The organism is Isoptericola halotolerans, assembly GCF_013149785.1.
Classification (GTDB): domain Bacteria; phylum Actinomycetota; class Actinomycetes; order Actinomycetales; family Cellulomonadaceae; genus Isoptericola; species Isoptericola halotolerans.
In genome coordinates this window covers 85,930-108,571 of record NZ_JABEZU010000004.1, presented here as the reverse complement: position 1 = coordinate 108,571, position 22,642 = coordinate 85,930, and the positions used below count along the sequence as shown (strand labels likewise).

Here is a 22,642-nt window from a genome sequence, read left to right as displayed (position 1 = left end):
CGCCTCATGGTCGCCCGCTACGCCGCCGCCGTGCTCGTCTGCGGTTCCGCTGTCCTGCTCTTCGCCGTCCACGCCCGCCCGCTGGGCTACGTGCCGCTCGTGGTCGGTGTCGTCCTCGGCCTGTGGGCGGACCGCGCCCTGGGCAAGCACCTCGCGCTGATCGCGGCGGGCATGGGGATCGTCTCGGCGATCCCGCTCGCCGCGGACCTCTCGGATGCCGGGATCATGCGGTTCACGGTCGCGCTGTCGCTGGCGGTCCTGGTGCCGTGGGCGCTGTCGCGCTTCGTCCTGCGAGACGACGACGGCGCGGGAGCGGTGCGCTTCCCGGTCGCCACGGGACGGCGGTGGACACGAGGGCAGTGGATCTACCTCGGCGCGGTCATCGTGATCGGGTACCTGATCCTGCCGCCGTACTTCCTCGGTTCGGGCGCCTACCTCAACTGGCCACCGCTCGAGGGCAGCAACGACATCGCACGGCTGTTCGTCGGCGTCAACGCCGTCGGGCTCTGGGACGAGCTGTTCTTCATCTGCACGATCTTCGCGCTGCTGTGCCGGCACTTCCCGATGCAGGCGGCCAACGTGCTGCAGGCGGTGGTGTTCGTGTCCTTCCTCTGGGAGCTCGGCTACCGCGAGTGGGGGCCGGCGCTCACCATCCCGTTCGCGTTGGTGCAGGGGTGGATCTTCGCCCGGTACAAGTCGCTGTCCTACGTGCTGGCGGTGCACCTGCTCTTCGACGCCGTCGTCTTCGCGGTGCTCGTCCACGGGCACCACCCGCACCTGTTCGACATCTTCGTCACCGCCCCGTAGGTCCGCCGTGCCGGCCGGCGGCTATCGGCGCACCCGCGCTGCGAGCACCGCGACGTCGTCGCGCTGCGACCCGGGCACCATCCGCTCCACGAGGGCGCGCGGGAGCCGTGCGGCGGGCAGGTGGGACAGGTCGGCCAGCGTGGTTCGGAGCTGTGCCGCCCGGCGGGCGTAGGTGGCGCCGCGCGACTCGACCAGGCCGTCGGTGTGCAGCACGAGCGTGTCACCACGGTCGAGGTGCGCCGTGTGGTCCGTCCGGTGGGTGGCGCGGTCGATGCCCAGCAGCAGGTCGGGTCGGCCCTCGAGCTCGTCCACGGCCCCGTCCCTGCGGAGCACCAGCGGTGGTGGGTGGCCGGCCGACGCCCACGTCAGCACGTGGGGGTCGGACCGCCGGCAGAGCCGGGCCACCAGGACCGTGGCGCTGGCCTCCAGCGCCAGCCCGTGGTTGGCGTGGTCGAGCTGGTGCAGCAGGGCGGCCGGCGAGGAGTCCCGGCTCCAGGCCAGCGTGCGCAGCATGGAGCGGAGCTGACCCATCCGGGCCGCCGCCTGCATGTCGTGCCCGGTCACGTCGCCGATCATGAGCACGGTGTAGTCGTCACGCACGACGGCGTCGTACCAGTCGCCGCCGACCCGGTCGGTCCCTGTCGCGGTGGCGTACGTGGCGGCGAGCTCCAGGTCCGCCGTCGTCGGCAGCTCGGTGAGCATCGCGGCCTGGAGCGTGGCCGCCACGCGGTGCCGGTCCTCGAGCACGTAGACCCGGTCCAGCCCGGTGGCCACGCACGACGCCAGGGCGGCGCACGTCTCGCGGGTGTCGGCGTCGACCTCCCGCGCCTCCGGCCAGGCCAGCACCACCAGCCCGCGCAGCGCGTCGTCCGCGACGAGGGGCAGGAAGGCCAGGGCGCCGGTGCTCGGTGCGGCCCAGCGGCTCATCGCCGGCCAGTCCTGCAGCAGAGCACGCCCGTCCGGGAAGTACAGGGGCGTGCGGGTCCGCAGCGCCTGCGGGCCCGGCAGCGGGTCGTCGAGCCGGAGACGCTCGGGGAACGGCACGCCGTCGAGCTCGTTGACGAGGTGAACCGTCGAGCCGGTCGCGTCGAGCAGGCCGAGCCCGGACCAGGCCGCACCGGCCTGCGCGGAGAAGGCCCGCAACGCCACCACGAGGTCGACGATCGTGGTCGCGCGCGAGAACCGGTCGGTCATCTCGAGCAGGAGCTGGGTCCGGTGCCCGGCCTGGAGCGCCAGCTCCTGGAGCTCCTGCGCCCGGCGTCTCTCCTGCCGCAGCCTGATCTCCGCCGAGCACGCCTCGGCGAGGTCGGCGAGCGTGTCGAGGTCCGAGTCGGTCCACTCGCGCGGCAGGTCGTTCATCGCGCAGACCGTCCCGACCGCGCTGCCGTCGCGGTCGAACACGGGGAACCCGGCGTAGGCGCGGATGCCGAGGTCGTCCACCAGGTCGCGGGCCGGCCTGCCCGGCACCGTCGTCAGGTCCGCGAAGCTGAGCGGGCCGCCGGTGCGCACGACCTCGGCGCACATCGCGTGCGGCAGCGTGGAGCGCCGTTCCGTCTGCAGCGGCTCGGGCAGACCCAGGGCACCGGGGTAGAGCTGGGTGTCGCGGAGCACGAAGGTCACCAGGGCGGTGGAGACGCCGAGGTGACGGTTGACCAGGCGGGCGAAGCGGTCGAACGACGGGTCGGGCCCGGGACGGTCGAGACCCGCTGCGGCCAGGGACTGCTCGCCGGCGTGCGCCCTGACCATGGTCGGATTCTGCCACGGCGGGCAGGCCACCCGGTGCGGTCGGGCCGGCCGCTCACAGGCCGTCGAGAAGATCCTGGAGGCGCCCGATCCCGGCCTGCCGGCCCCGCCCCGATGTCCGTGGCGAGCTCGTCGACCCGGCCGTCGGTGCCGCTCTGCAGCATCTCGACGGACAGGTCGACCGCACCCTGGTGACCGGCCGTCGGGCTGTCGTGGGTCAGCTCACGTCGCCGCGCCAGGCCCCGGTCTCGGTGCCGCGCGACTCGATGAACGCCTTGAACCTCTTCAGGTCGTCCTGGACCCGGCGGTCGTCGACGTTGAACGCCGCACCGATCTTCTCGGCGGCGCCCTGCGGGTCCCAGTCCATCTGGACGGTGACCCGCGTCGTCGTGTCGCCGAGCCGGTGGAACGTCACGACCCCGGCGTGGTCCGGGCCGGTGGTGCTGGTCCAGGCGACGCGCTCGTCCGGGTGCTGCTCGGTGATCCGGGCGTCGAACTCGAGCTCCTTGCCGCCGACCTTCGTCTTCCAGCGCGTGCTGGTGTCGGTGATCTGACGGACCTCCTCCACGCCCTCCATGAAGTGCGGGAAGTCCTCGAACTGCGTCCACTGGTTGTACGCGATGCTCACCGGGACGTCGACGTCGATGGACTGGGTGACGCTTTCCATGGGTCCTCCTCCGTGTCGGTGTCCCCACCGTGACCCAGGACCGCGAGATCTCGCACGTCGGTGTCAGGGGTGGCAGGTCAGCGCCCTCGACGCCGCAGGACCCGGGACTCGACGACGGGGACGGCCACCGCCAGGAGGGTCAGGCCCGCGCCCGCGTACATCGCCGGACCGGGGGCGGCGACACCGGGGACGGCGGCGTCGAGCAGCAGCGCGCCGACGATCTGTCCGGCGATCATGCCGAGCGCCAGCAGCAGCACCCCGATGCGGTGCACGACGGCGGCCTGGATCGCGATGAACACGATGCCCAGCAGCCCTCCGGAGTACAGCACGAGGTCCAGCGGCCAGTCGGTGGGCAGCGGGCCGGTGGGCGGGCCGGTGGGCGGGCCGGTCACCGCGACCGAGACGCCGAACGCCGCGGCCAGTGCCACCGTCCCCACCAGGAAGTTGCCGAACGTCGCGGCGGCCACACCGGCGAACCGGTCGCCCGGGGTCCCGGCCACGCCTCGCACGCGTCCGTTCACCGCCTGCTGCCACGACTGGAACGCCCCCGCCAGGAAGGGGATCACGGCCAGGCCCACGGACGGCACCGTCCCGACGGACCCGGACACGGCGACGGCGACGGCGACCACGGTGAGGACCGGTCCCAGCGCGCGCCCGAGCGTCACCAGCCGGACCCCGCCCGGCGCCAGCCCGAGGCGGTCGACCAGCAGCGAGCTGGTCGACTGCCCGGCCACCACCGCCACCATGAACAGGGCCACGCCGAGCGTCGCGGCGGTGAGCCCCTGGGCAGCGACGTAGAACCCGCCGGCGGTGCCGCCGAGCACCTCCCACCAGCGCAGGCGGCGGTCGCGCAACCCGGCCACCACGCGCCCGACGGCGGCGCGCGCGCTGGGCCAGCAGGCCAGCGCGACCGTCAGGAGCACCAGGCCGGACCCGAAGGAGACGACGGCCGCGCCGAAGCCGCTGCCGACCTGCTCGGCCAGCGACCCGTTCACGCGGGCCTGTGCCGCGGCGCACAGGCCGCCCACGACGGCGGCACCGACGCCGACGGCGGTGCCGCTGGGACGCGCGGAGGAAGATGCGGTCACCGGGGGAGTGTATGGGCCGCCCCTCCCGCGCCCCACCCGCGAAGTAGTACCTGCGGCGCTCCGGAAGTACCCCGCGGGTACTACCGGAGCGCCGCAGGTACTACTTCGCGAGGAGGGTGCGACCATCGGACCGTGACCGACGTCTCGACCCGCCGCTCCGCACGCCACGCCGCCCAGCGCAGCCTCCCCGACGTGCACGCGCACGGCCACTCCCACGGCGGCCCCGTGCCGCCCGCGCCTCGTCGCACCCGCCTGGTGCTGGCGCTGCTGGTGCTGCCGGCCCTGGTGGCCACTGCCTTCGGGCTGTGGTCGTTGTGGCCCTCCACCGCAGACGTCCCCGAGCGCATCCCCGTCGTCGTCGAGGGCAGCGAGCTCGTGGTGGTCACCGTCGTCGGCCCGCTCGAGGAGACCAGCGACGACTCGTGGCCCACGATGGAGGACGCGACGGCGGGAGACGTGGAGATCCGCCTGCCCGACGGCGCGACGTCCGGCATGCAGGCCGACCCCCGGTTCGAGCTGGAGCCCGGCGACCGTGTCACCGCCCTGTACATCGGCGACTTCGCCGACACGGTGACGCCGTACGTCTTCATGGACCATCAGCGCGACGTGCCCTTCGGGATCCTCGCAGCCGCCTACGCGCTGGTGGTGCTGCTCGTCGCGCGGTGGCGCGGGCTGGCAGCCATCGCCGGGCTCGCGGTGGCGTTCGCCGTCTTCGTCGGCTTCACGTTCCCCGCCCTGCTCGCGGGTGAGAGCGCGATGGCCGTGGCTCTCGTGACGTCGTCGGCGGTGATGCTGGCGGTGCTCTACCTCGCGCACGGGCTGACGGCCCGGACCACCGTCGCGCTGCTCGGCACCCTGGCGGGCCTGGGGCTCACCGCGGCGATCGGTGCGTGGGCGACCGGGGCCGCGCACATCACGGGGGCGTCGGACGAGCTGGCGCAGAACCTCACGATCATCGCCCCGTCGGTGGACCTGCGCGGCATCGCCCTGTGCGGGCTGGTGCTGGCCGGGATGGGTGTGCTCAACGACGTGACCATCACCCAGGCCTCGGCGGTGTGGGAGCTGAGATCCCTCGCGCCGACCGCACCGCGGCGGGTGCTGTTCGCCCGGGCGATGCGGATCGGGCGGGACCACATCGCCTCGACCGTCTACACGATCGCGTTCGCCTACGTCGGGGCGGCGCTGCCGCTGCTGCTCACGGTGTGGATGCTGGACCAGACGCCGCTGATGACCATCACCTCGGGGGAGATCGCCGAGGAGGTCGTGCGCACGTTGGTCGGCTCGATCGGCCTGGTGCTGGCCATCCCGATCACCACCGCCATCGCGGCGGTCACGGTGCCGGGCGGTGAGGCGCTCGCGGCCACCGCGGCGACTCCCGACGAGCGCTCCGGGTCGGGGTCGGCCACGATGGGGACCGACCAGCCCGAGGAGGACGTCGTGCAGGACCGGCCGTGAGTCCCGACCCCGAGGCGTCCCCACCCGAGGGCGGGCCGCGAGGCTTCTTCTCGCGCAAGCGCCAGCCGGTGCCCGACGACGACCCGTTCGTGGACCCGCGCTCGCGCTGGGTCGACCGGTTCGGGGTGCTGCTCGTCCTGGTGGCGCTGACGGTGGCCCTGCTGTCCCTCGTGGACATCCGTGCGTCCGACGGCCGGTTCGGGGCTCAGGCCGCCGGACTGGCGACCACCCTGGCGGTGGGCGCGACGCTCGGGCTGGCCCTGCGGGCGTCGGGGCTGCGGACCCGCTGGCGTCGTCGGGCCTACGTCTTCCTGGGGGTGCTGGTCGTCCTCTCGCTGGTGGTGGTGCTGGTCCTGGAGACGTCGGACTCCGTGACGTCGGCACCGCCGCTGCTGCTGCTCATCGCGGCCTTCGCCCCCGTGGTGGTGGCGCGCCGGCTGGTGCAGCACCGGGTCGTCACGCTGGCGACGCTGCTCGGCGCGGTCTCGGCCTACCTGCTCATCTCGCTGGCGTACTACTACGCGTTCCTCACGGTCGACGCGTACTCCGCCGAGCCCTTCTTCGGCACCGACGAGCCGACCACGTCGTTCATGTACTTCAGCATGACCACGATCACGACGCTCGGCTACGGGGACCTTGCCGCGGTGACCCCGCTGGGCCGCCTGCTCGCGACCAGCGAGGCCATCGTCGGGCAGGTCTACCTGGTGGTCTTCGTCGCGCTCATCGTCAGCCTGGCAGCGGGCCGCTGGCAGCGCGAGAACGACTGACCGGCCCCGCGGCCATCATGAGTTTGATAACCGTTATGGGCCGTGCTTCACTAGGGACTCCTTGCGAACGGTTCTCATTCCCGCGCAGGAGTCCCCCGGTGCCCGCGCCCGCGCGCCACGCCCGGACAGCCAGAGATGGAAAGACGTCACCCATGAAACTCCGTTCCCGCGCGGCCACCGCGCTCGCGCTCGCCCTGCCGCTCGCGCTCGTCGCGGCCTGCGGCACCGACTCCGACGAGCCGGCCGCCGAGCCCACCGAGTCGGCCCCCGCTGCCGACGAGACCACCGACGAGCCTGCGACCGAGGTCCAGGGGCGCAGCCCGCGCCTCGCCGTGACCTACGACGGAGGCATCAAGGTCCTCGACGCGCAGACCCTCGAGGAGGTCGCCGACATCGAGCTCGCCGGCTTCAACCGCCTCAACCCGGCGGGCGACGGCCAGCACGTCCTCGTGTCCACCACCGGCGGGTTCCAGGTCCTCGACACGGGCACCTACGGTCAGGGCCACGGCGACCACTACCACTACTTCACGAAGTCGCCGCAGCTCACGGACGTCGTGTACGCCGCCGAGACGCCGGGTCATGCCGTCGTGCACGACGGCGTCACGGCGCTCTTCGACGACGGCACCGGTCTGATCCAGCTCGTCGACTCCGACGAGATCGCCACCCAGGAAGGTGTCGAGGAGGTCCAGCTCGCCGAGGCCCACCACGGTGTGGCCGTCCCGCTGAGCGACGGCTCCCTGCTGGTCACCGAGGGCAACGAGGACGAGCGCACCGGCATCCGCGTGCTCGACGCCGACGGCGAGGAGATCGCTGCGAGCGACGAGTGCCCCGGCGTGCACGGCGAGGCCGTCGCCCAGGGTGAGGCCGTCGTCGTCGGCTGCACCGACGGCGCCCTGATCTACGCCGACGGCGAGATCACCAAGGTCGAGACCCCGGACGAGTACTCCCGTATCGGCAACCAGGCCGGCAGCGAGACGTCGCCGATCATGCTCGGCGACTACAAGACCGACCCGGACGCCGACCTCGAGCGCCCCACCACGGTCAGCCTGATCGACACCCGCGACGCGAGCCTCGAGCTCGTCGAGCTCCCGGGCTCGTACACCTTCCGCTCGCTCGCCCGCGGCGACGACGGCGAGGCTCTCGTGCTCACCACCGACGGTTCCCTGCAGGTCATCGACCCGGAGACCGCCGAGATCACCGCGTCGATCCCCGTGGTCGACGAGTGGGAGGAGCCGGAGGAGTGGCAGGAGCCGCGCCCGGCCGTCTTCACCCTCGACGGTTCGGTCTACGTGACCGACCCGGCGAACAACGCCGTCCACGCGGTGGACATCATCGACGGCGAGGTGTGGGCCACCGGTGAGCTGGACGTCGCGCCGAACGAGATCTCCGGCGCCCTGGGCGAGCCCCCGGCCGAGCACGACCACGGTCACGAGGACGAGGCGCACGAGGACGAGGCGCACGAGGACGAGGACCACGAGGACCACGACCACGGTGACGAGGACCACGACCACGGTGACGAGGACCACGACCACGACCACTGATCGTCGACCCCGGTCGACCGATCACGTGAGGTGATCGAAGTCCCCTCGCACCCACGCCGCGTGCCGTCGTGCTGATCTCAGCACGGCGGCACGCGCGTCTTCGGGGATCACACCGTCGAAGTTGTTGTACAGCCGGTCGAACGGCCTCCGGGCCACGTGACCGGCGACCCGCAGTGCCACCGCCCCCGACAGCGGGATGCGGTTCGGGTAGCTGCGCAGGAAGCTCACCGACGTGCGGTCCGGGTTGGCGAAGATCGTGTCCCCCGAGAGCAGCACGCCCCGCCCGTCGGCCCCGGCGGCCCAGTGCACGACGGCGGAGCCCGGGAAGTGCCCGCCCGGCTGGCTCAGCGTGACCCCGGGCAGCACCTCGATCTCACCGGACCACGTCCGGATCGCGGGGTCCGGCCGGGCCACCCAGCCGACGTCGGCCTCGGCGACGAGGACCGGGATCGGATCCTCGTCCCCGGCCAGCCGGCGGCTCCACTCCACCTGGACCCCGAACATGTGCGGGTGGCTCGCGACCACCGCGACGACCCCTGCCGGGCCGGCCAGGTCGCGCACCGCGGCGACGCCGTCGTCGTCCACGAAACCGAGCGGGTCCCACAGCAGCGCGCCGCGTGCCGTGCGCACGAGCTTGGACTGCTGCCCGATGCCCACGTCGGGAACGGACTCCAGCGCGAACAGGTTCGGCTCCAGCTCGTGGACCTCGATCCGCCGCCCCGCGGAGGCGAGCTCGTCCAGCGAGGTCCAGGCCTGGCCCGACGCCGGCACCCACTGCCGCTCGTCGGCGCAGATCGCGCAGAGCTCCGGTGGCGCCGCGTGCTCGACGGCGCAGGTGCGGCAGATCCAGAAGGCCGTCATCCCCGCAGGCTGGCACGAACCCGGACGCCCCACCCGGCGAGGCTCGACGCGCCGTCGGACCCGGATCTCCGTCGTCGGGGGGATCCGGGCCGTGGGCGGGTTCCCTACGCTGGACCGATGCCGCGACCCCGCCCCACCGAGGTGCTCGCCGAGTGGTTCGGCCTCGACGACGACTTCGACCGCCTGCCTGCCGACCCGCGTGCTGCCTACCGCCGAGACGTGTGGCTCGGGCTGGGGCTCACGGTCCTGGCGGTGGCAGGCATGGAGCTGGCCCGCTCGGCCGGGTACCTCTGGGGCGATCCCGAGCCGCCCTGGCTCCTCTACACGCTGTCCGCCGCCGGAGCGCTGCCGCTCGTGGTCCGCCGCCGGTACCCGTTGGCGGTGCTCGCCACCGTCTACGCCCACTTCCTCCTCGTCGGCCTGACCGTCCCGGACGTCGTGATGACCCAGGTGCTGCAGGTGGTGTACTTCATGACGCTGTACACGGCCGTGGCGTGGGCGCGCGACCGCCGAGCCATGATCATCGTGGTCACGGCCAGCCTCGTCGCCATGTTCGGCTGGCTGTTCTGGCAGATGGCCGTCAGCTCCGGCATGCAGCAGTTCGCCGAGAACGAGGGTCTGCTCGACGACCCGCCGGGACTCTTCCCGCCCCTCGGCGCGATGGTCGCCCAGTCATGGCTGGTGAACTTCGCCTACTTCTTCGGGGCGATCGCCCTGGGGCAGGTCACCTGGCACGGGGCGCGACGACGGGCGCAGCTCACCGAGCAGGCCACCACGATCGAGCGGCAGGCCGCCGAGCTCGGCCGCCGTGCCGTCGTCTCGGAGAGGCTGCGGATCGCCCGCGAGCTGCACGACGTCGTCGCGCACCACGTGTCCGTGATCGGGATCCAGGCGTCGGCGGCCCGCCGGCTCCTGGCGAAGGGCGACGCCGCCACCCAGGATCCCCGGGTGCCGCTCGCCACCATCGAGGCCGCCTCGCGCGACGCCGTGGAGCAGATGCGCGGACTGGTCGGCACGCTGCGGGAGATCGGCGACGACGGTGACGACCCGGGGGCCGGGGGCGGCCGATCGCCGGAGCCGGGGGTCGACGACATCGCCCGGCTGGCCGAGGCCGACGACGGCCTCGACGTCTCGGTCACGCTGGTCTCCGAGCCGCCCGGCGGCGTTCCCGCGGTCCCGGGGGCGCTGGGTCTCAGCCTGTACCGGACCGCGCAGGAGGCCCTGGCGAACGTCCGCAAGCACTCGACGGCCCGTGCGGTCGGGATCACCGTCCGGGTGGACCGACGACCGGTCCCGGACGACGAGCGGTTCCGAGGAGGCTTCGCCGAGGTCGAGGTGGTCGACGACGGCCGGGCCCGCCCGGGGTCCTCCGGGTCCGGGCTGGGGCTGGTGGGCATCCGTGAGCGGGTCGCCACGCACCACGGGGTGGCGGAGATCGGTCCGCGCGTGATGGGCGGGTACCGTGTGCGCGTCCGGCTGCCGCTGCCCCTGGAGGAGTCATGACGACCGTCCTGCTGGTCGACGACCAGGCTCTGGTCAGGTCGGGGTTCCGGCTCATCCTCTCGGTGGAGGACGACCTCGAGGTGGTCGGCGAGGCCGCGGACGGTGCCGAGGCGGTCGAGGCTGCCCGCGAGCTGCGCCCCGACGTCGTCCTCATGGACGTCCAGATGCCCGTGATGGACGGCATCGAGGCGACGCGACGGATCGCCGCGGAGAACCTGGCCCCGGTGCTGGTGCTCACCACCTTCGACACCGACGACTACGTGTTCGACGCCCTGGCGGCGGGTGCCTCCGGGTTCCTGCTGAAGAACTCCGACGCCGAGCACCTCGTCGAGGCCGTCCGCACGGTCGCCGAGGGGCAGGCGTTGCTGTCGCCCCAGGTGACGCGGCGCGTCGTCGACCGCATGGTGTCGGCGGGGTCGGCCGACTCGCCCGCCCTCCGGTCGGCGACCGGACGGCCGGCGCCGGAGCAGCCGGCCGCGGTGCCGCCGTCGGCCCCGGGTGCGGACCTGCTGACCCCCAGGGAGCTGGAGGTCCTGACCCTGGTGGGTCGGGGCCTGTCGAACGCCGAGATCGCCGCCGAGCTGTTCCTCGGTGAGGCGACCGTCAAGACCCACGTCTCCAACGTGCTGTCCAAGCTGCACCTGCGCGACCGGGTGCAGGCCGTCGTCTACGTCCACCGGCACGCAGGCTGACGCCCCCGTCGCCGGGAGATCTCAGGCATCGGTCCCTGAGGAGTGAGGATCCGCAGCACCGGTGCCGAGCCTCTCAGCCCGTCGGCCGGAACCGGAAGGTGGCGGGCGGCCGCTGCGGGTGCCAGCGTTCCTTCTCGAGGACAGCGGCTACCCGGGCGGCAGCGGTGCCGTCCCACGCCTCCCTGCCGGTGAACCGCAGCACGAGGGAGCGGCGGCCGGCGAGCCGGTTCTGCCGGTCGCGGTCGCGCAGCACGGCGTCGGGACGGTCGTGGACGTCTCGGCCGTCGATCTCGACGAGGAGCGCTCCGCCGTCCGGCAGCAGCCAGGCGAGGTCGACCCGGGCGACCTGCCGGCCCGAGGCGTCGTCCACCGGGAGCTGCAGCACGTCCGGCCGGACTCCCCGGTCGGTGCAGGTCAACCGCGCCCACGTCTCGGCCGGGGACTCCGCCTGGCGCCGGGACGCCTGCCACCACCCTCGGCGACGCACGCCGCCGGGTCGTCGCCGGTCGAGCTGCGCGGCCAGGGCGAACCCGTCGGCGTCGATCAGCCGCTGCTGCCGGGCCGAGTCCATGAGAGCCACGGCATGGCGCCGGCCGACGGTGGGCACCGCCTGGACGAGAGCGTCCGCCACCATGGCGGAGCGCAGCCCGTGCACCTCGACGTGCCCGTTCGTCGTGACACGGCGGACCCGCACGGCACCTGACCCCTTCCGGTCCGTGCGGTCCGGCATCGTCACCTCGGGGGTGACGCTCGTCGGCGCGCCCTGCACGCCGTGCAGCACCAGCGCGGCGACCCCCGTGACGATCGACCCGGGGTGGGCCAGGGCTCCCAGCACGGCGGCGCGCCGTCGTCGTCGGTCGTACGGGTCGAGGTCGAGGATGCCCGGCTCCCGGGTGTCGTAGACCCCGCGAGCGACGCGGAGCCACCGGTGCGAGCGGACGAGTCGGTGGAGCTGTGCGTCTGTCATCCCCTCCGCCCGGGCCTGGCGGACGGAGACGAGCCCTTCCTGGACCTGGGCCCTCAGGAGCAGCCGGGTCGGCACGACGAGGCGAGGAGTGGGCATGCGGACCATCTCAGCGTGGCGGACCCACAGCCCGCAGCCGCCATCCACAGCCTGTGCACCGACGCCGCGCCGACTCACCCTTCCACCCCGGAAGGCGTGAGCTTCCACGGCGTGACGGCTGGCCGTCGCCGGGCAACCTCGCCCGTCCGTCGCTCATCGGTGAGTCCCCGCAGCAGCGGCTGCGCTGACGGACGCCGCCGGTCCGTCGCGAGGCGGAGTCATCCCGGTCCACCCCGCGGCGGATCCCTTCCGGCGGGAGGTTCCGTAGCGTCGGTGCCATGACCACGCTCGAGGTCCACGACCTGACCAGAACGTTCGGCGACCGCCGAGCCGTCGACGCCGTCTCCTTCCGGGCCCCGGGAGGGCTGCTCACCGGGTTCGTCGGCTCCAACGGTGCCGGCAAGACCACCACGATGCGCATGATGATGGGCGTCCTGGCGATCACCTCCGGCGAGGTGCGCTTCGGCGGACGGCCCGTCACTCGTGCGGACCGGCGCTCCTTCGGGTACATGCCCGAAGAACGCGGCCTGTACCCGAAGCAGCCCGCCCTCGACCAGCTCGTCTACCTGGCCCGGCTCCGAGGGATCCCGACGGCGGACGCCCGGCGCGAGACCCTGGAGCACCTGGACCGCCTCGGGCTCGCCGACCGCGCCAAGGACCACGTCGAGAAGCTCAGCCTCGGCAACCAGCAGCGGGTGCAGATCACCGCGGCCCTGATGGGCCGACCGCGGGCCCTCATCCTCGACGAGCCGTTCTCGGGCCTGGACCCGGCCGCCGTCGACGGCATGGTCGACCTGCTGCGCGAGCACACGGCCCGCGGTGTCCCGGTGCTGTTCAGCTCCCATCAGCTCGACCTCGTCGAGCGGCTGTGCGAGCGGCTGGTCATCCTGCGCTCCGGGCGGGTCGTCGCCGACGGCACCCCCACCGAGCTCCAGGAGGCGGGCACCCTGCGCCACCGGCTCGTCCTCGACTCGGACGCCGGCTGGGTCCGGGGGGTCCCCGGTGTGCACGCCGTGGACGTCGACGGCCCGACGGCGCTGCTCGAGCTGGCCGACGACGCCACCGCCCAGCGGTTGCTCGCCACGGCCCTCGAGCGCGGCCAGGTCCGCGAGCTCAGCCCTGTCCGGCCTTCCCTGGCCCAGATCTACCGTGAGGTGACGGCATGACCACGCCGCTGACGACATCGAGCACCCTGGCGACCACCGCCGACGGCACGGGGGACGACGGCACCCGGGGCGCCTGGCTGCTCGTGGCGCAGCGCGAGATCGTCACCCGCGCGATGAACAAGGCGTTCGCCATCGGCCTCGTGGTCTCGCTCGTGGTGATCGCGGCGCTCGCAGCGTTCTTCACGTGGCAGTCCAGCCGTGTCGACACCTACGCCGTCGCGGTGGCGGGCACGGATGCCACGGCGGTCGCGTCCGTGACGGCGGCGGCCGAGCTCGCCGCGACCGAGGACGCCGGCACCGAGATCGACCTGCTCGAGGTGACCGACGACGACGCCGCCCGCGCCGCGCTGTCCGGCGGTGAGGCGGACGTGTGGCTGCACCCCGGCGACGACGGGTGGGTGCTGGTCGGCGAGCGCGAACCGGACGGGGTCGTCTCCCGACTGCTGGGCACCGCCGTCGAGCAGCAGGTGCTGGCGGCGAACGCCGAGGCGGCGGGCACCACCGTGGCGGAGCTGTCGGCGGGTGCGGAGCTGACGACCGAGGCGCTGGACCCGGAGGCGATGGGTGATCAGGCGTTGTTCTTCGCGAGCTTCGCGCTGGCCTTCCTGTTCTTCGCCGGCGCGATCACGTCAGGCAGCATGATCGCCAGCTCGGTGGTCGAGGAGAAGCAGTCCCGGCTGGTCGAGATCATCGCCACGGCGGTTCCGCTGCGGCAGCTGTTGGCGGGCAAGATCATCGGCAGCTCGGTGATCGCCGTGGGGCAGAACCTGTTGTTCGCCGGTGTCGGCCTCGCGGCCGTGGCGGCCAGCCCGATCTCGATCGCGCTGCCCGCCCTGTCGACGTCGCTGATCTGGTTCGTCGTGTTCTTCGCGGTCGGCTTCCTGGCGCTGGCGGCCCTGTACGCGGTGGCCGGTGCGCTGGCCAGCCGGGCGGAGGACCTGCAGTACACCTCCACGCCGATGACGATGCTGGTGATGGGCGTCTACTTCCTGACCTTCACCGCCTCGGGGTCGTTCCTCACCGTGCTGTCGTACGTCCCGGTGGCGAACGTCGTCGCGATGCCCGTGCGCGTGCTCTCCGGCGACGCGTCGTGGTGGGAGCCGGTGCTCTCGCTCGCAGGCCTCGCGGCCTTCGCGGTGCTGGCGCTCCTGGTCTCCGAGCGGGCGTTCCGCGGGGCGCTCATGCAGACCGGTGGGCGGATCTCCTGGAAGCAGGCGCTGCGCTCCGAGAGGTGAGCTTCCTGAGGTCGATCAGTGGGGATAGATTGCGCCGCATGGCCCGACGACGTGACCCGCTGCAGATCGATCTGACGGACGGTGACGTCGACGGCGGTGGTCTCGACGGTGGCGGGTCGGTCACGCAGGACGGGCCGACGACGGGGGCGCCGGCCGAGGCGACGCCCGGGTGGTTCGCCACCCGGGTCGCCGGACCGCTGGGTCGCCGCTGGCGGGGCCTGTCGCGTCGGGGCCAGGTCGGGCTGGTCGGTGGCGTCGCCGTCACCGCCGTCCTGGTCGCGGCCGGCGTGGCCCTCGTTGACGCCCGGACCGAGGCGGCCCACGCCGCCCACATGGCCTCGATGCCGGGCGGCGTGGCGGACCTGTCGGCTCCGGTCGAGGAGACGTGGCGGGTCGAGTCGGACGCCGGGATCTTCGCGGTGCTGCCGGGCGGCGTCGTCGCCACGGTCGACGGCCGGGACGTGATCGGCATCGACGTGGCGGACGGCTCGGAGCTGTGGCGGACCGCGCTGGGCGAGGCGGTCGACTGCGGTCCGCGCCCCAACCGTCCTGCCGAGTTCCTGGCCCCGGTGGACCGGCTGACCTGCCTGTACGGTGCGGACGAGCGGACCGCCGCGGTGCTGAGCGCCGACGGCACGGTCCTCGGTGAGCGTGCCGTGGGCCGTGGGAGCCGGCCCCAGCGTCAGGTGACCGACGGCCTGCCGGAGATCGGTCCCGCCGCGGACGGTGCCGTCTACGTCGTGGAGCACCGGCGCGAGAGCCTGACCGTGCAGGGCACGCAGCACGCGGCGGACGCCCTGGAGGCACGCCGGGCCGAGGGGACGTGGGACGACCCGGTCCTGCGCCTGGAGGACGCCCTCACCGGTGAGGTGCGTGGCGAGGCGACGGCCGAGCTGCGCACAGCGCACGACCTGGCGAGGTGCTCGGCCGAGCTGGGCTCCGAGGGGGAGACGGAGTGGTTGCTCGAGACGTATGTCTGGGCGTCGACCTCCGTGGTCCAGCTCCACCTGTGCGGGGTGACGGTCACGGTGGCCCCGGACGGCAGCCCCGGCGGGTTCTCCGGTAGGTCGGTCGACGGTGAGCAGTACGAGGGCACCGACAACGGGACCCGGGTCATGACCGTGGACGGTGCGGAGCGCGACCTGCCCGGCCTCCTCCTCGATCCCCTGGCGGTCGACGACGTCGACGGCCCCTGGCTGGTCGCCGGCGACGCACTCCAGGCCTACGACGAGGGCGGGGAGGAGCTGTGGGTCGCCGGCGTCCTGGTCCCGCAGGTCGCGGTGCGGGCCGGTGGCGTGGCGGTGGTCCAGAACCATGGGGACGGGACGTTCGACGCGGTCGACCTGACGACCGGGGACGTGCGATGGTCCGTCGAGAGCGAGGCCGACCATGTCGGGTACTCCGGGTGGTTGTCCGGCGCCGCCACGGACGGGGAGGTCGCCCTCCTCGCACTGGGGGAGGGCACCGGGCTCGAGCTCGTCGCGCTGCGCCTGGACGACGGCACCGAGCTCTGGCGGTCGAGCCACGAGTCGTTGGCCGGTGGGGTCCGCGTCGTGGACGGCCACCTGCTCGGCGTCCACAGCGAGTACGTCGTCGTGGACGACGTCGAGACCTGGGACGCGACGCTCGTCGGGCTGGGGAGCAGCTCGTGAGGAGTGGTCGCGGCGCGCGGCGTCGGGAGGCCGCCCTGGTGGCCTTCGACATCTCGACGGAGCGGGACGACGCGGGCGCCGGCACCACCGTCCCCGCGCCCGGACCTCGCGCCCGGTGGCCGACACGCGTCGCCGACCGGTGGCGCGCGGCGTCCCGCCACCAGCGGCGCCTGACCGCCGGCGTCGCGGCCGGGGTGGCGGTGGTGCTGGTCGGCGGCGTGGTGGCCGGGGCCGCGGTCGCCTCGCACCGGCACGACGAGCAGCTCCGCGCGGCTCCGGGCGGTGTGCTGTCGCTCGACGGCGAGCTCGCCGAGATGTGGCGCGTCGAGGCCGAGGGCGGCGTGCACGCGGTGCTCGCCGGTGGTGCCGTCGTGCTGGTCGACGGCCGGGACGCCGTCGCCCGGGAGGTGGCCTCGGGTGCCGAGCGGTGGCGCGTCACCCTGGGCGCGGGCGTGCGCTGCGGACCGGCACCGCGGTGGGAGAGCAGCGTCGAGTGGGTCTTGCCGAGCGACCTGGTCACGTGCGTGCACGGGGACGACGACGGGCGTTCCGTGACCGTCCTCGACGGCTCGGGCGACGTCGTCGGGCAGCGGGCGCTGCCTGCGGCCGGGTACGGCGGTGAGGACGTCGAGGTCGCTCCTGCGGCCGACGGCGGACTGCTCGTGGTGGAGCACGACACGGGGATGCCCGCCGTCCTCGACCACGCGACGGTGGCGGAGGCGGAGGACGCCGTGGCGGGGATCGTCACCGGGCGGGCGTCGGTCCGGGTGGAGGACGCGGTGAGCGGTGAGCTCCGGTTCGAGGTGCCGACCCGTGAGCACTCCGCGGAGAACCTGGAGGTGTGCATCGTCCCGTGGGACCTGTCCGCGGGCTGGTCGACCTCCTTCGACCCCGCGACCCCGGTCCGGCTCGAGGTCATGGGAGGCACAGAGGTCGTCGCCTCGCCGACGGTCGTCGGCTACCGGTGGTGCGGCGTCGGCGGCGCGAGCACGACGGACGGCGTCGCCCCGGGTGGGTCGCGCGACGACGTCGGGACCTCGACGGTGCCCTACCCGGGCGGCGGCTGGCTCGCGCCCGCGGACGACGGCCCGGGCAGGGTGCTGCTGGCCGAGGACGGGAGCGTGCGCCTCGTCGCTGCCCGGGGGACGGTGCTGACCGACCCGACGGCGGTGCTGGACGGAGGCGACCCCGCGGTGCTGGCGACGAAGGGCAACGCGGTCGTCCGTCTGGACGCGGGGGGCGAGGAGCTCTGGCGGGCCGACGTGCGGGAGTCTCAGCTGCTGGCCCACGTCGGCGACGTGGTCGTGGTCGTGACCGACGAGGAGCTGGTGGCCGTCGACGCGCTGGACGGCGGCGAACGCTGGCGGGTCAGGTTCTTCGACGGTCAGACCTCGAGGGTTGCCTGGGCGACGTCGGCCGTGACCGACGGCGAGCGGGTGACGGTCGCCCTGCGGACCTACCCGGTGGGAGACGACGGCGAAGCGGCGGGCGAGCTCCTCACGGCGGACCTGGCCTCGGGCGCCGTCACGTGGACGTCGCTCGGCCCGACGGCCACACCGTTCGTGGCGGCCGTCGGCGGTCACGTGGTGCTGCAGCACGAGCTGGGCTGGGAGGACTGGGACGGCGGGGACGAACCGTCCGTCACCTCGGTGAGCATCCTCGCTCCGCGCTAACGTCGAGGAGTGGGGCGACGGCGTCGTGCCCCCGAGGGGGCCTACACGTTCGACCTCGTGCCCGACGACGGGACCGAGGCCGGTGGATCCCCTGCGGCCCGGTCGGTCCCGGCCGCCGAGGCAGAGCCCACCGAGGTGGCCCCGCCGCCGGGGCCGGGGGTGCTGGCCCTGGTGTGGCGTCGCTGGCGCCGGCTGTCCCGCCGCACGCGGTTCGGGGCCGTCGTGGCGGTCGTCGCCCTGCTCACCGCCGTCGTGGTGGTGGACGGCGTGGTGGACCGGCAGCGTTCCGCGGAGCTGCGAGCCGCGGCCGGGGGAGTCCTCGACCTGGGCGTCCCGCCGGCCGAGCGGTGGCGGCTGGAGGACGGCGAGGTCGGGGTGCGGACCCCGGGCGGGCTGGTCGCGGTGGCCGGGGGCGTGGCGGCGGTGCACCGGCAGGGCGAGCTCCTCGGGATCGACCTGACGACCGGGCAGCGTCGCTGGACGGTCGACCTGTTCGACCGGTCGGTGACCTGCGGTCCGGGGCTCGCCTTCTGGGGGGAGACCGTGGAGCTGACCCCGACGACCCAGGTGGTCTGCGTCGGGCAGGCGGTCTCGGGTGACGTCATGGTCACGACCGTCGACCCGGACGGCACGGTGCTGGGCCACCGCGTCGTCGACGGGGAGCACGACGTCGTGCTGCCGGGGCCGGACGGCACGGTGCTGGCGGCGAGCTGGGTCGGTGACGCCGAGGACGTCGACGTCGAGCTGCGCGGCGACCCGATGACGAACCTGACGGTGGTGGGCGACATCGAGGACGGCTACGACCTCGAGGTGCGGGCCGAGGACGCTGCCACGGGGGCCGAGCGGTGGTCGCAGGTGGTGGCGTTCGGTCCGGTGCTGGACTCCAGCCAGTGCGTGCGCTGGACCACGGCGGGTCGGAACGCCGAGCTGGACCGGCGCGGAGACGTCGAGCACATGGTCAGCGGACGGCTGGTCGGGTTCTCGGGGTGCGGCGTGCTGGCGTACTTCACGCCGGACGGCGAGCGGCTCGACCTGACCGCCCTGGACGGGGCCGGCGGTGACGACGTCCGCCGGGTGCGGCCCCTGGCGGACGGGGGGTTCGCGGTCTCGGCGGGTGCGTGGGGCCGCTCCGCGTGGGAGTTCCAGGTGCTGGATGCCGAGGGGGTGCACCGCTACACGGTCGAGGGGAGGCTGCTGGACCCGCGCGCCACGGACGGCCGGGCCGACGACCGGCGACTGGTCGTGAGCGGCGGGGAGACGCACGCCGTCGGCCCGGACGGGGAGCGTGTGTGGTCGGCGACCGTGGCGGCCACGAGCTACCTCGCGCGGACGGGGCAGACCGCCGTCGTCCTCGACGAACGTGACCGGGTGGTGGGCCTCGACCTGGGCACGGGCGCCGTGCGGTGGGTGCGTGGGGACCTGCTGGAGCCGTACGCGGCACTGGCCGGTGCGCGGGGCGGGCAGGTGCAGTCGGCGTTCACGGACGGGAGCGTCGTGGCTCTCGTCGTGCCGACGTACACCGACACGCAGGTGGTCTCGCGGTGGCAGGCGATCGACGGGAGCACGGGTGAGACCCTCTGGGTGACCGACCTGCCCGAGGACGGGTGGGGTGTGGACATGGCCGTGGAGGGCCACCTGCTGCGGTGGTGGCCGGCAGGACTGTCCGGGTTCTCGTGAGGGTCCGTGACGGCCGGGCCTGTCGGTCGTGCATGACAGGCTCGGACCCGTGACCGGCTATGACGCCCAGTTCCTCGGTACCGACCCCGCGCTCCGCACGCCGCTGCCCACGGCCGACCGCGAGCTCCGGCGCCTCGACCACCCCCGCTTCAGCATCCTGCTCGACCCCCGCCGACGGCTGGCAGCCGCCACCGCCTGCACCGTCGACGGTGCGACGCTGCAGCCGCTGCCGCGGTCGGGCACCTGGCGCCTCGACGCCCAGGCACCGCCGGAGGAGCAGGCCGGCAACGGGCTCTACCGGGACAACCCTCTGGACCGCGGCCACCTCGTACGTCGCCTCGACCCGATGTGGGGCACCGTCGAGGAGGCCCGCGCCGCCGGCGAGGCGACCTTCGTCTACACCAACGCCGCCCCCCAGGTCGACCGGTTCAACCAGTCGAAGGAGCTGTGGAACGGTCTCGAGGACCACGTCCTCTCCTACGCCGAGGCCCGGCGGCACCGGATCGTCGTCCACACCGGATGCGTGTTCCTCGGCTCGGACCCCGTCTACCGCGGGATCGCGCTCCCACGGCAGTTCTGGAAGGTCGTCGCGTGGGCCGCGGTGCCCGACGACGGCGCAGGGCCCGACGACGGCGCTCCGGCCGTGCTGCGGTCGGCCGCGTTCGTGCTCGACCAGACGCCGCTGCTGACCGACGCCGAGCTGAGCACGGCGACCGGCCGGGCGCTCGCGGTCGGCGCAGTCCCCCCGTTGGGGCCCTTCCGGACGTTCCAGGTGCCGGTCGCGGACGTGGAGGCGCTCACCGGCCTCGACCTCGGTCCCCTGGTGGACGCTGACGTCGCCGGACCGGCGCCCGAGCGCCCCCTCGAGCCGCGGACGGTCTCGCGTCGGACGCCGTCGGGGTGGACCCCGCTCACGCACCCCGACGAGGTCCGGCTCGGGCCGTCGGGCTAGCGTCCGGCCCGCGCCGACGCGCCGACCCCTCTAGGTTGAACGGCATGGACGTCATGCTCGTGGCCGTCGCCTCGGTGGTGATCATCATCGCCGTCACGGCCCTCGCCCCGCGTGCCGGCGTGGCCGCGCCCCTCATCCTCGTGCTGGTCGGTGTGGGCGTCAGCGTCCTGCCGATGACGCCGGCCATCGAGATCGACCCGGAGCTCATCCTCGCGGGTGTCCTGCCGGCGCTGCTCTACGCCGCTGCAGCAGCGTTCCCCGCGATGGAGTTCCGCCGTGACTTCACGGCGATCAGCGGGATGTCGGTGCTGCTCGTCGTCGTGTCAGCAGTGATCCTCGGTGCGGTCTTCGCCGCCGTCGTCCCCGGGATCGGGCTCGCGGCGGGTATCGCGCTCGGCGCGATCGTCAGCCCGACCGACGCCGTCGCGACGTCCATCATCAAGAAGCTGGGCGCGCCGCAACGCGTCGTGGTGATGCTCGACGGCGAAGGACTGCTCAACGACGCCACCTCGCTGGTGCTCCTGCGGTCCGCGATCGCGGCGACGGCGGCGAGCGTCTCCGTGTGGAGCGTCCTGGGCGACTTCCTGCAGGCCGTGCTGATCGCTGCCGTCTGCGGCGTCGTCGTCGGCCGGCTGGGGCTGTGGGTGCGGGCCCGGCTGCGGAACGCGGCGCTCTCCACGGCGGCCTCGTTCGTCGTGCCGTTCGCCGCCTACGCGCCCGCCGAGGCGCTGGGCGCCTCCGGGATCGTCGCGGCGGTGTCGGCCGGCCTGGTCACCAGCGCGCTCGCCGCCCGGTACCTGCGGCCCCAGGACAGGATCTCCGAGGCGTCGAACTGGAGGACCGTCGAGGTGCTGCTCGAGGGCGGCCTGTTCCTGGTCATGGGGCTGCAGCTGTTCGCCCTCGTGGAGGACGTCCGGGCCGAGCACGGCTCGCTCGGCCTCGCCCTGGGTGTCGCCACGATCGGCGCGGTCGGGATCGTGCTGGTCCGCGCCGCGTTCGTGCTGCCGCTGCTCGCACTGCTGGAACGACGTCGCCGACGTGCCGAGCAGGTCCGTGACGTCGTCAACACCCTGCGGGCGCGCTGGGACGCGCACCAGGAGGCGACCGACGGCGGCCGCCTGACGGTCGACGCGGTGGTGGCCGCCTACGCGGAGAGCCTGCCCCCGGACATCGGCGAACGGCGACGGCAGCGCGACGTGGAACGGATGCGCCGACGCGTCGAGGGGCAGTGGCGTCGTGGCGACGACCCGCCGCGCCGCCGACCGGACGCTCGCCGGCCCACCCGGCGAGCGCTGTTCCAGCGACGCGCGGTCCGCAAGCTGGCCGACATCGACTACCTGACGAGCGCTCCTCTCGGTCCCCGTGAAGGGGTCGTGCTCGTCTGGGCGGGGATGCGCGGCGTGGTGACGCTGGCTGCCGCACAGACCCTCCCGGCCGACTTCCCTCAGCGGTCCCTCCTCGTGCTCGTGGCGTTCGGGGTCGCGGCCGGGACGCTGCTCGTGCAGGGAGGGACGCTGCCGTGGGTCGTGCGGCGCCTCGGGCTGGCCGGCAGCACCCCTCCCCGGTTCACCGAGGGGACCCAAGGGTTGCGAGCCGTCCACGACACGGCGTCGCGCGTCATGCTCGACGACCCGGACCTGCGCCGGCCCGACGGCACCGCCTATGCCCCTGCGATCGTGGCGCGCGTGCGGGACATCGTCCTGCGCGAGCACCAGGACCAGGTCGAGGAGGAGTCGACCCCCGAAGAGCTGGCGGCCCAGTTCTTCGAGCTCCGGCTCGCCGTCATCGCAGCGCAGCGCGAGGCACTCCTGGAGGCGCGGTCCGTGGGGACCTACGACTCCGACCTGCTCAACCATGCCCTGGACCTGCTCGACGCCGATCAGATCGCCGTGGAGATGCGCCGCGAGTGAACCTCCGGCTCAGGCGGTGCTGGTCCTGCCGGAGCCTGCCGTTCCGCTCCGGGCGAGTGCCTCGTCCCTCGGCCCTCACCCTGCGCTGCACGTCCGGCTCAGGCGGTGCTGGTCCTGCCGGAGCCTGCCGTTCCGCTCCGGGCGAGTGCCTCGTCCCTCGGCCCTCACCCTGCGCTGCACGTCCGGCTCA

Annotated in this window: 18 protein-coding genes; 13 read left to right on the top strand and 5 right to left on the bottom strand. The window is 73.8% G+C overall.

What is annotated here, in order from left to right; translation table 11 throughout:
- Positions 1-6: 6 nt before the first annotated feature.
- Positions 7-807 carry a CPBP family intramembrane metalloprotease gene (locus HDG69_RS15215; protein WP_171784694.1) on the top strand — a complete coding sequence of 267 codons (801 nt, stop codon included), beginning with the start codon at positions 7-9 and terminating at the stop codon, positions 805-807.
- A gap of 21 nt (positions 808-828) precedes the next feature.
- Here the strand turns inward: HDG69_RS15215 and HDG69_RS15210 are convergent, their stop codons facing one another.
- From HDG69_RS15210 to HDG69_RS15200, 3 genes are all read right to left on the bottom strand, one after another.
- Complete coding sequence (locus HDG69_RS15210) at positions 829-2,553, bottom strand: GAF domain-containing SpoIIE family protein phosphatase (RefSeq protein WP_171784693.1); 1,725 nt, start codon at positions 2,551-2,553, stop codon at positions 829-831.
- Between the two features lie 214 nt (positions 2,554-2,767).
- Entirely contained in the window at positions 2,768-3,217 is a 450-nt protein-coding gene (locus HDG69_RS15205; RefSeq protein WP_171784692.1) for an SRPBCC family protein, read from the bottom strand.
- 77 nt (positions 3,218-3,294) lie between these two features.
- The gene (locus HDG69_RS15200; protein ID WP_343036462.1) at positions 3,295-4,305 is read right to left on the bottom strand and encodes a DMT family transporter; all 1,011 of its coding nucleotides are present in this window, start codon (positions 4,303-4,305) and stop codon (positions 3,295-3,297) included.
- A 132-nt stretch (positions 4,306-4,437) separates the two neighbouring features.
- Here HDG69_RS15200 and HDG69_RS15195 point away from each other — a divergent pair, with 132 nt between their 5' ends.
- The 3 genes from HDG69_RS15195 (at position 4,438) to aztD (ending at position 8,068) form a co-directional block, all read left to right on the top strand.
- A complete protein-coding gene (locus HDG69_RS15195; RefSeq protein WP_343036461.1) occupies positions 4,438-5,760 on the top strand; it encodes a YibE/F family protein in 1,323 nt (440 codons plus the stop codon).
- The gene (locus HDG69_RS19645) at positions 5,757-6,527 is read left to right on the top strand and encodes an ion channel (protein ID WP_171784690.1); all 771 of its coding nucleotides are present in this window, start codon (positions 5,757-5,759) and stop codon (positions 6,525-6,527) included. The genes HDG69_RS15195 and HDG69_RS19645 overlap by 4 nt, the downstream gene beginning before the upstream one ends.
- 152 nt (positions 6,528-6,679) lie before the next feature.
- The gene (gene aztD, locus HDG69_RS15185) at positions 6,680-8,068 is read left to right on the top strand and encodes a zinc metallochaperone AztD (protein WP_171784689.1); all 1,389 of its coding nucleotides are present in this window, start codon (positions 6,680-6,682) and stop codon (positions 8,066-8,068) included.
- 21 nt (positions 8,069-8,089) lie between these two features.
- On the opposite strand, the gene HDG69_RS15180 is transcribed toward aztD, so the two are convergent.
- Entirely contained in the window at positions 8,090-8,929 is an 840-nt protein-coding gene (locus tag HDG69_RS15180; RefSeq protein WP_171784688.1) for an MBL fold metallo-hydrolase, read from the bottom strand.
- A gap of 117 nt (positions 8,930-9,046) precedes the next feature.
- Between HDG69_RS15180 and HDG69_RS15175 the strand changes: the two genes are divergently transcribed.
- Together HDG69_RS15175 and HDG69_RS15170 are read left to right on the top strand one after the other, a co-directional pair.
- Positions 9,047-10,432, top strand: a complete 1,386-nt coding sequence (locus tag HDG69_RS15175; RefSeq protein WP_171784687.1) for a sensor histidine kinase — start codon at positions 9,047-9,049, stop codon at positions 10,430-10,432.
- Entirely contained in the window at positions 10,429-11,124 is a 696-nt protein-coding gene (locus tag HDG69_RS15170) for a response regulator (protein ID WP_171784686.1), read from the top strand. The genes HDG69_RS15175 and HDG69_RS15170 overlap by 4 nt, the downstream gene beginning before the upstream one ends.
- 73 nt (positions 11,125-11,197) lie before the next feature.
- On the opposite strand, the gene HDG69_RS15165 is transcribed toward HDG69_RS15170, so the two are convergent.
- On the bottom strand, positions 11,198-12,187 hold the full coding sequence (locus HDG69_RS15165; RefSeq protein ID WP_171784685.1) for a type IV toxin-antitoxin system AbiEi family antitoxin domain-containing protein: 990 nt from the start codon (positions 12,185-12,187) through the stop codon (positions 11,198-11,200).
- A 278-nt stretch (positions 12,188-12,465) separates the two neighbouring features.
- Between HDG69_RS15165 and HDG69_RS15160 the strand changes: the two genes are divergently transcribed.
- The 7 genes from HDG69_RS15160 to HDG69_RS15130 are packed head-to-tail and all read left to right on the top strand — an operon-like array spanning position 12,466 to position 22,452.
- Positions 12,466-13,353, top strand: coding sequence for an ABC transporter ATP-binding protein (locus HDG69_RS15160; RefSeq protein ID WP_171784684.1), 888 nt, complete (start codon positions 12,466-12,468; stop codon positions 13,351-13,353).
- Entirely contained in the window at positions 13,350-14,588 is a 1,239-nt protein-coding gene (locus tag HDG69_RS15155) for an ABC transporter permease (RefSeq protein WP_171784683.1), read from the top strand. Before HDG69_RS15160 ends, HDG69_RS15155 begins: the two co-directional genes overlap by 4 nt.
- A gap of 38 nt (positions 14,589-14,626) precedes the next feature.
- The gene (locus tag HDG69_RS15150; protein ID WP_171784682.1) at positions 14,627-16,240 is read left to right on the top strand and encodes an outer membrane protein assembly factor BamB family protein; all 1,614 of its coding nucleotides are present in this window, start codon (positions 14,627-14,629) and stop codon (positions 16,238-16,240) included.
- Positions 16,237-17,913: a PQQ-binding-like beta-propeller repeat protein gene (locus HDG69_RS19640; protein ID WP_171784681.1), complete on the top strand. Its 1,677-nt coding sequence runs from the start codon at positions 16,237-16,239 to the stop codon at positions 17,911-17,913. Before HDG69_RS15150 ends, HDG69_RS19640 begins: the two co-directional genes overlap by 4 nt.
- A gap of 9 nt (positions 17,914-17,922) precedes the next feature.
- A complete protein-coding gene (locus HDG69_RS15140) occupies positions 17,923-19,590 on the top strand; it encodes a PQQ-binding-like beta-propeller repeat protein (RefSeq protein WP_171784680.1) in 1,668 nt (555 codons plus the stop codon).
- A 49-nt stretch (positions 19,591-19,639) separates the two neighbouring features.
- Positions 19,640-20,542: a DNA/RNA non-specific endonuclease gene (locus HDG69_RS15135; RefSeq protein WP_171784679.1), complete on the top strand. Its 903-nt coding sequence runs from the start codon at positions 19,640-19,642 to the stop codon at positions 20,540-20,542.
- A gap of 44 nt (positions 20,543-20,586) precedes the next feature.
- Positions 20,587-22,452, top strand: a complete 1,866-nt coding sequence (locus HDG69_RS15130) for a cation:proton antiporter (RefSeq protein ID WP_171784678.1) — start codon at positions 20,587-20,589, stop codon at positions 22,450-22,452.
- Positions 22,453-22,642 lie beyond the last annotated feature (190 nt).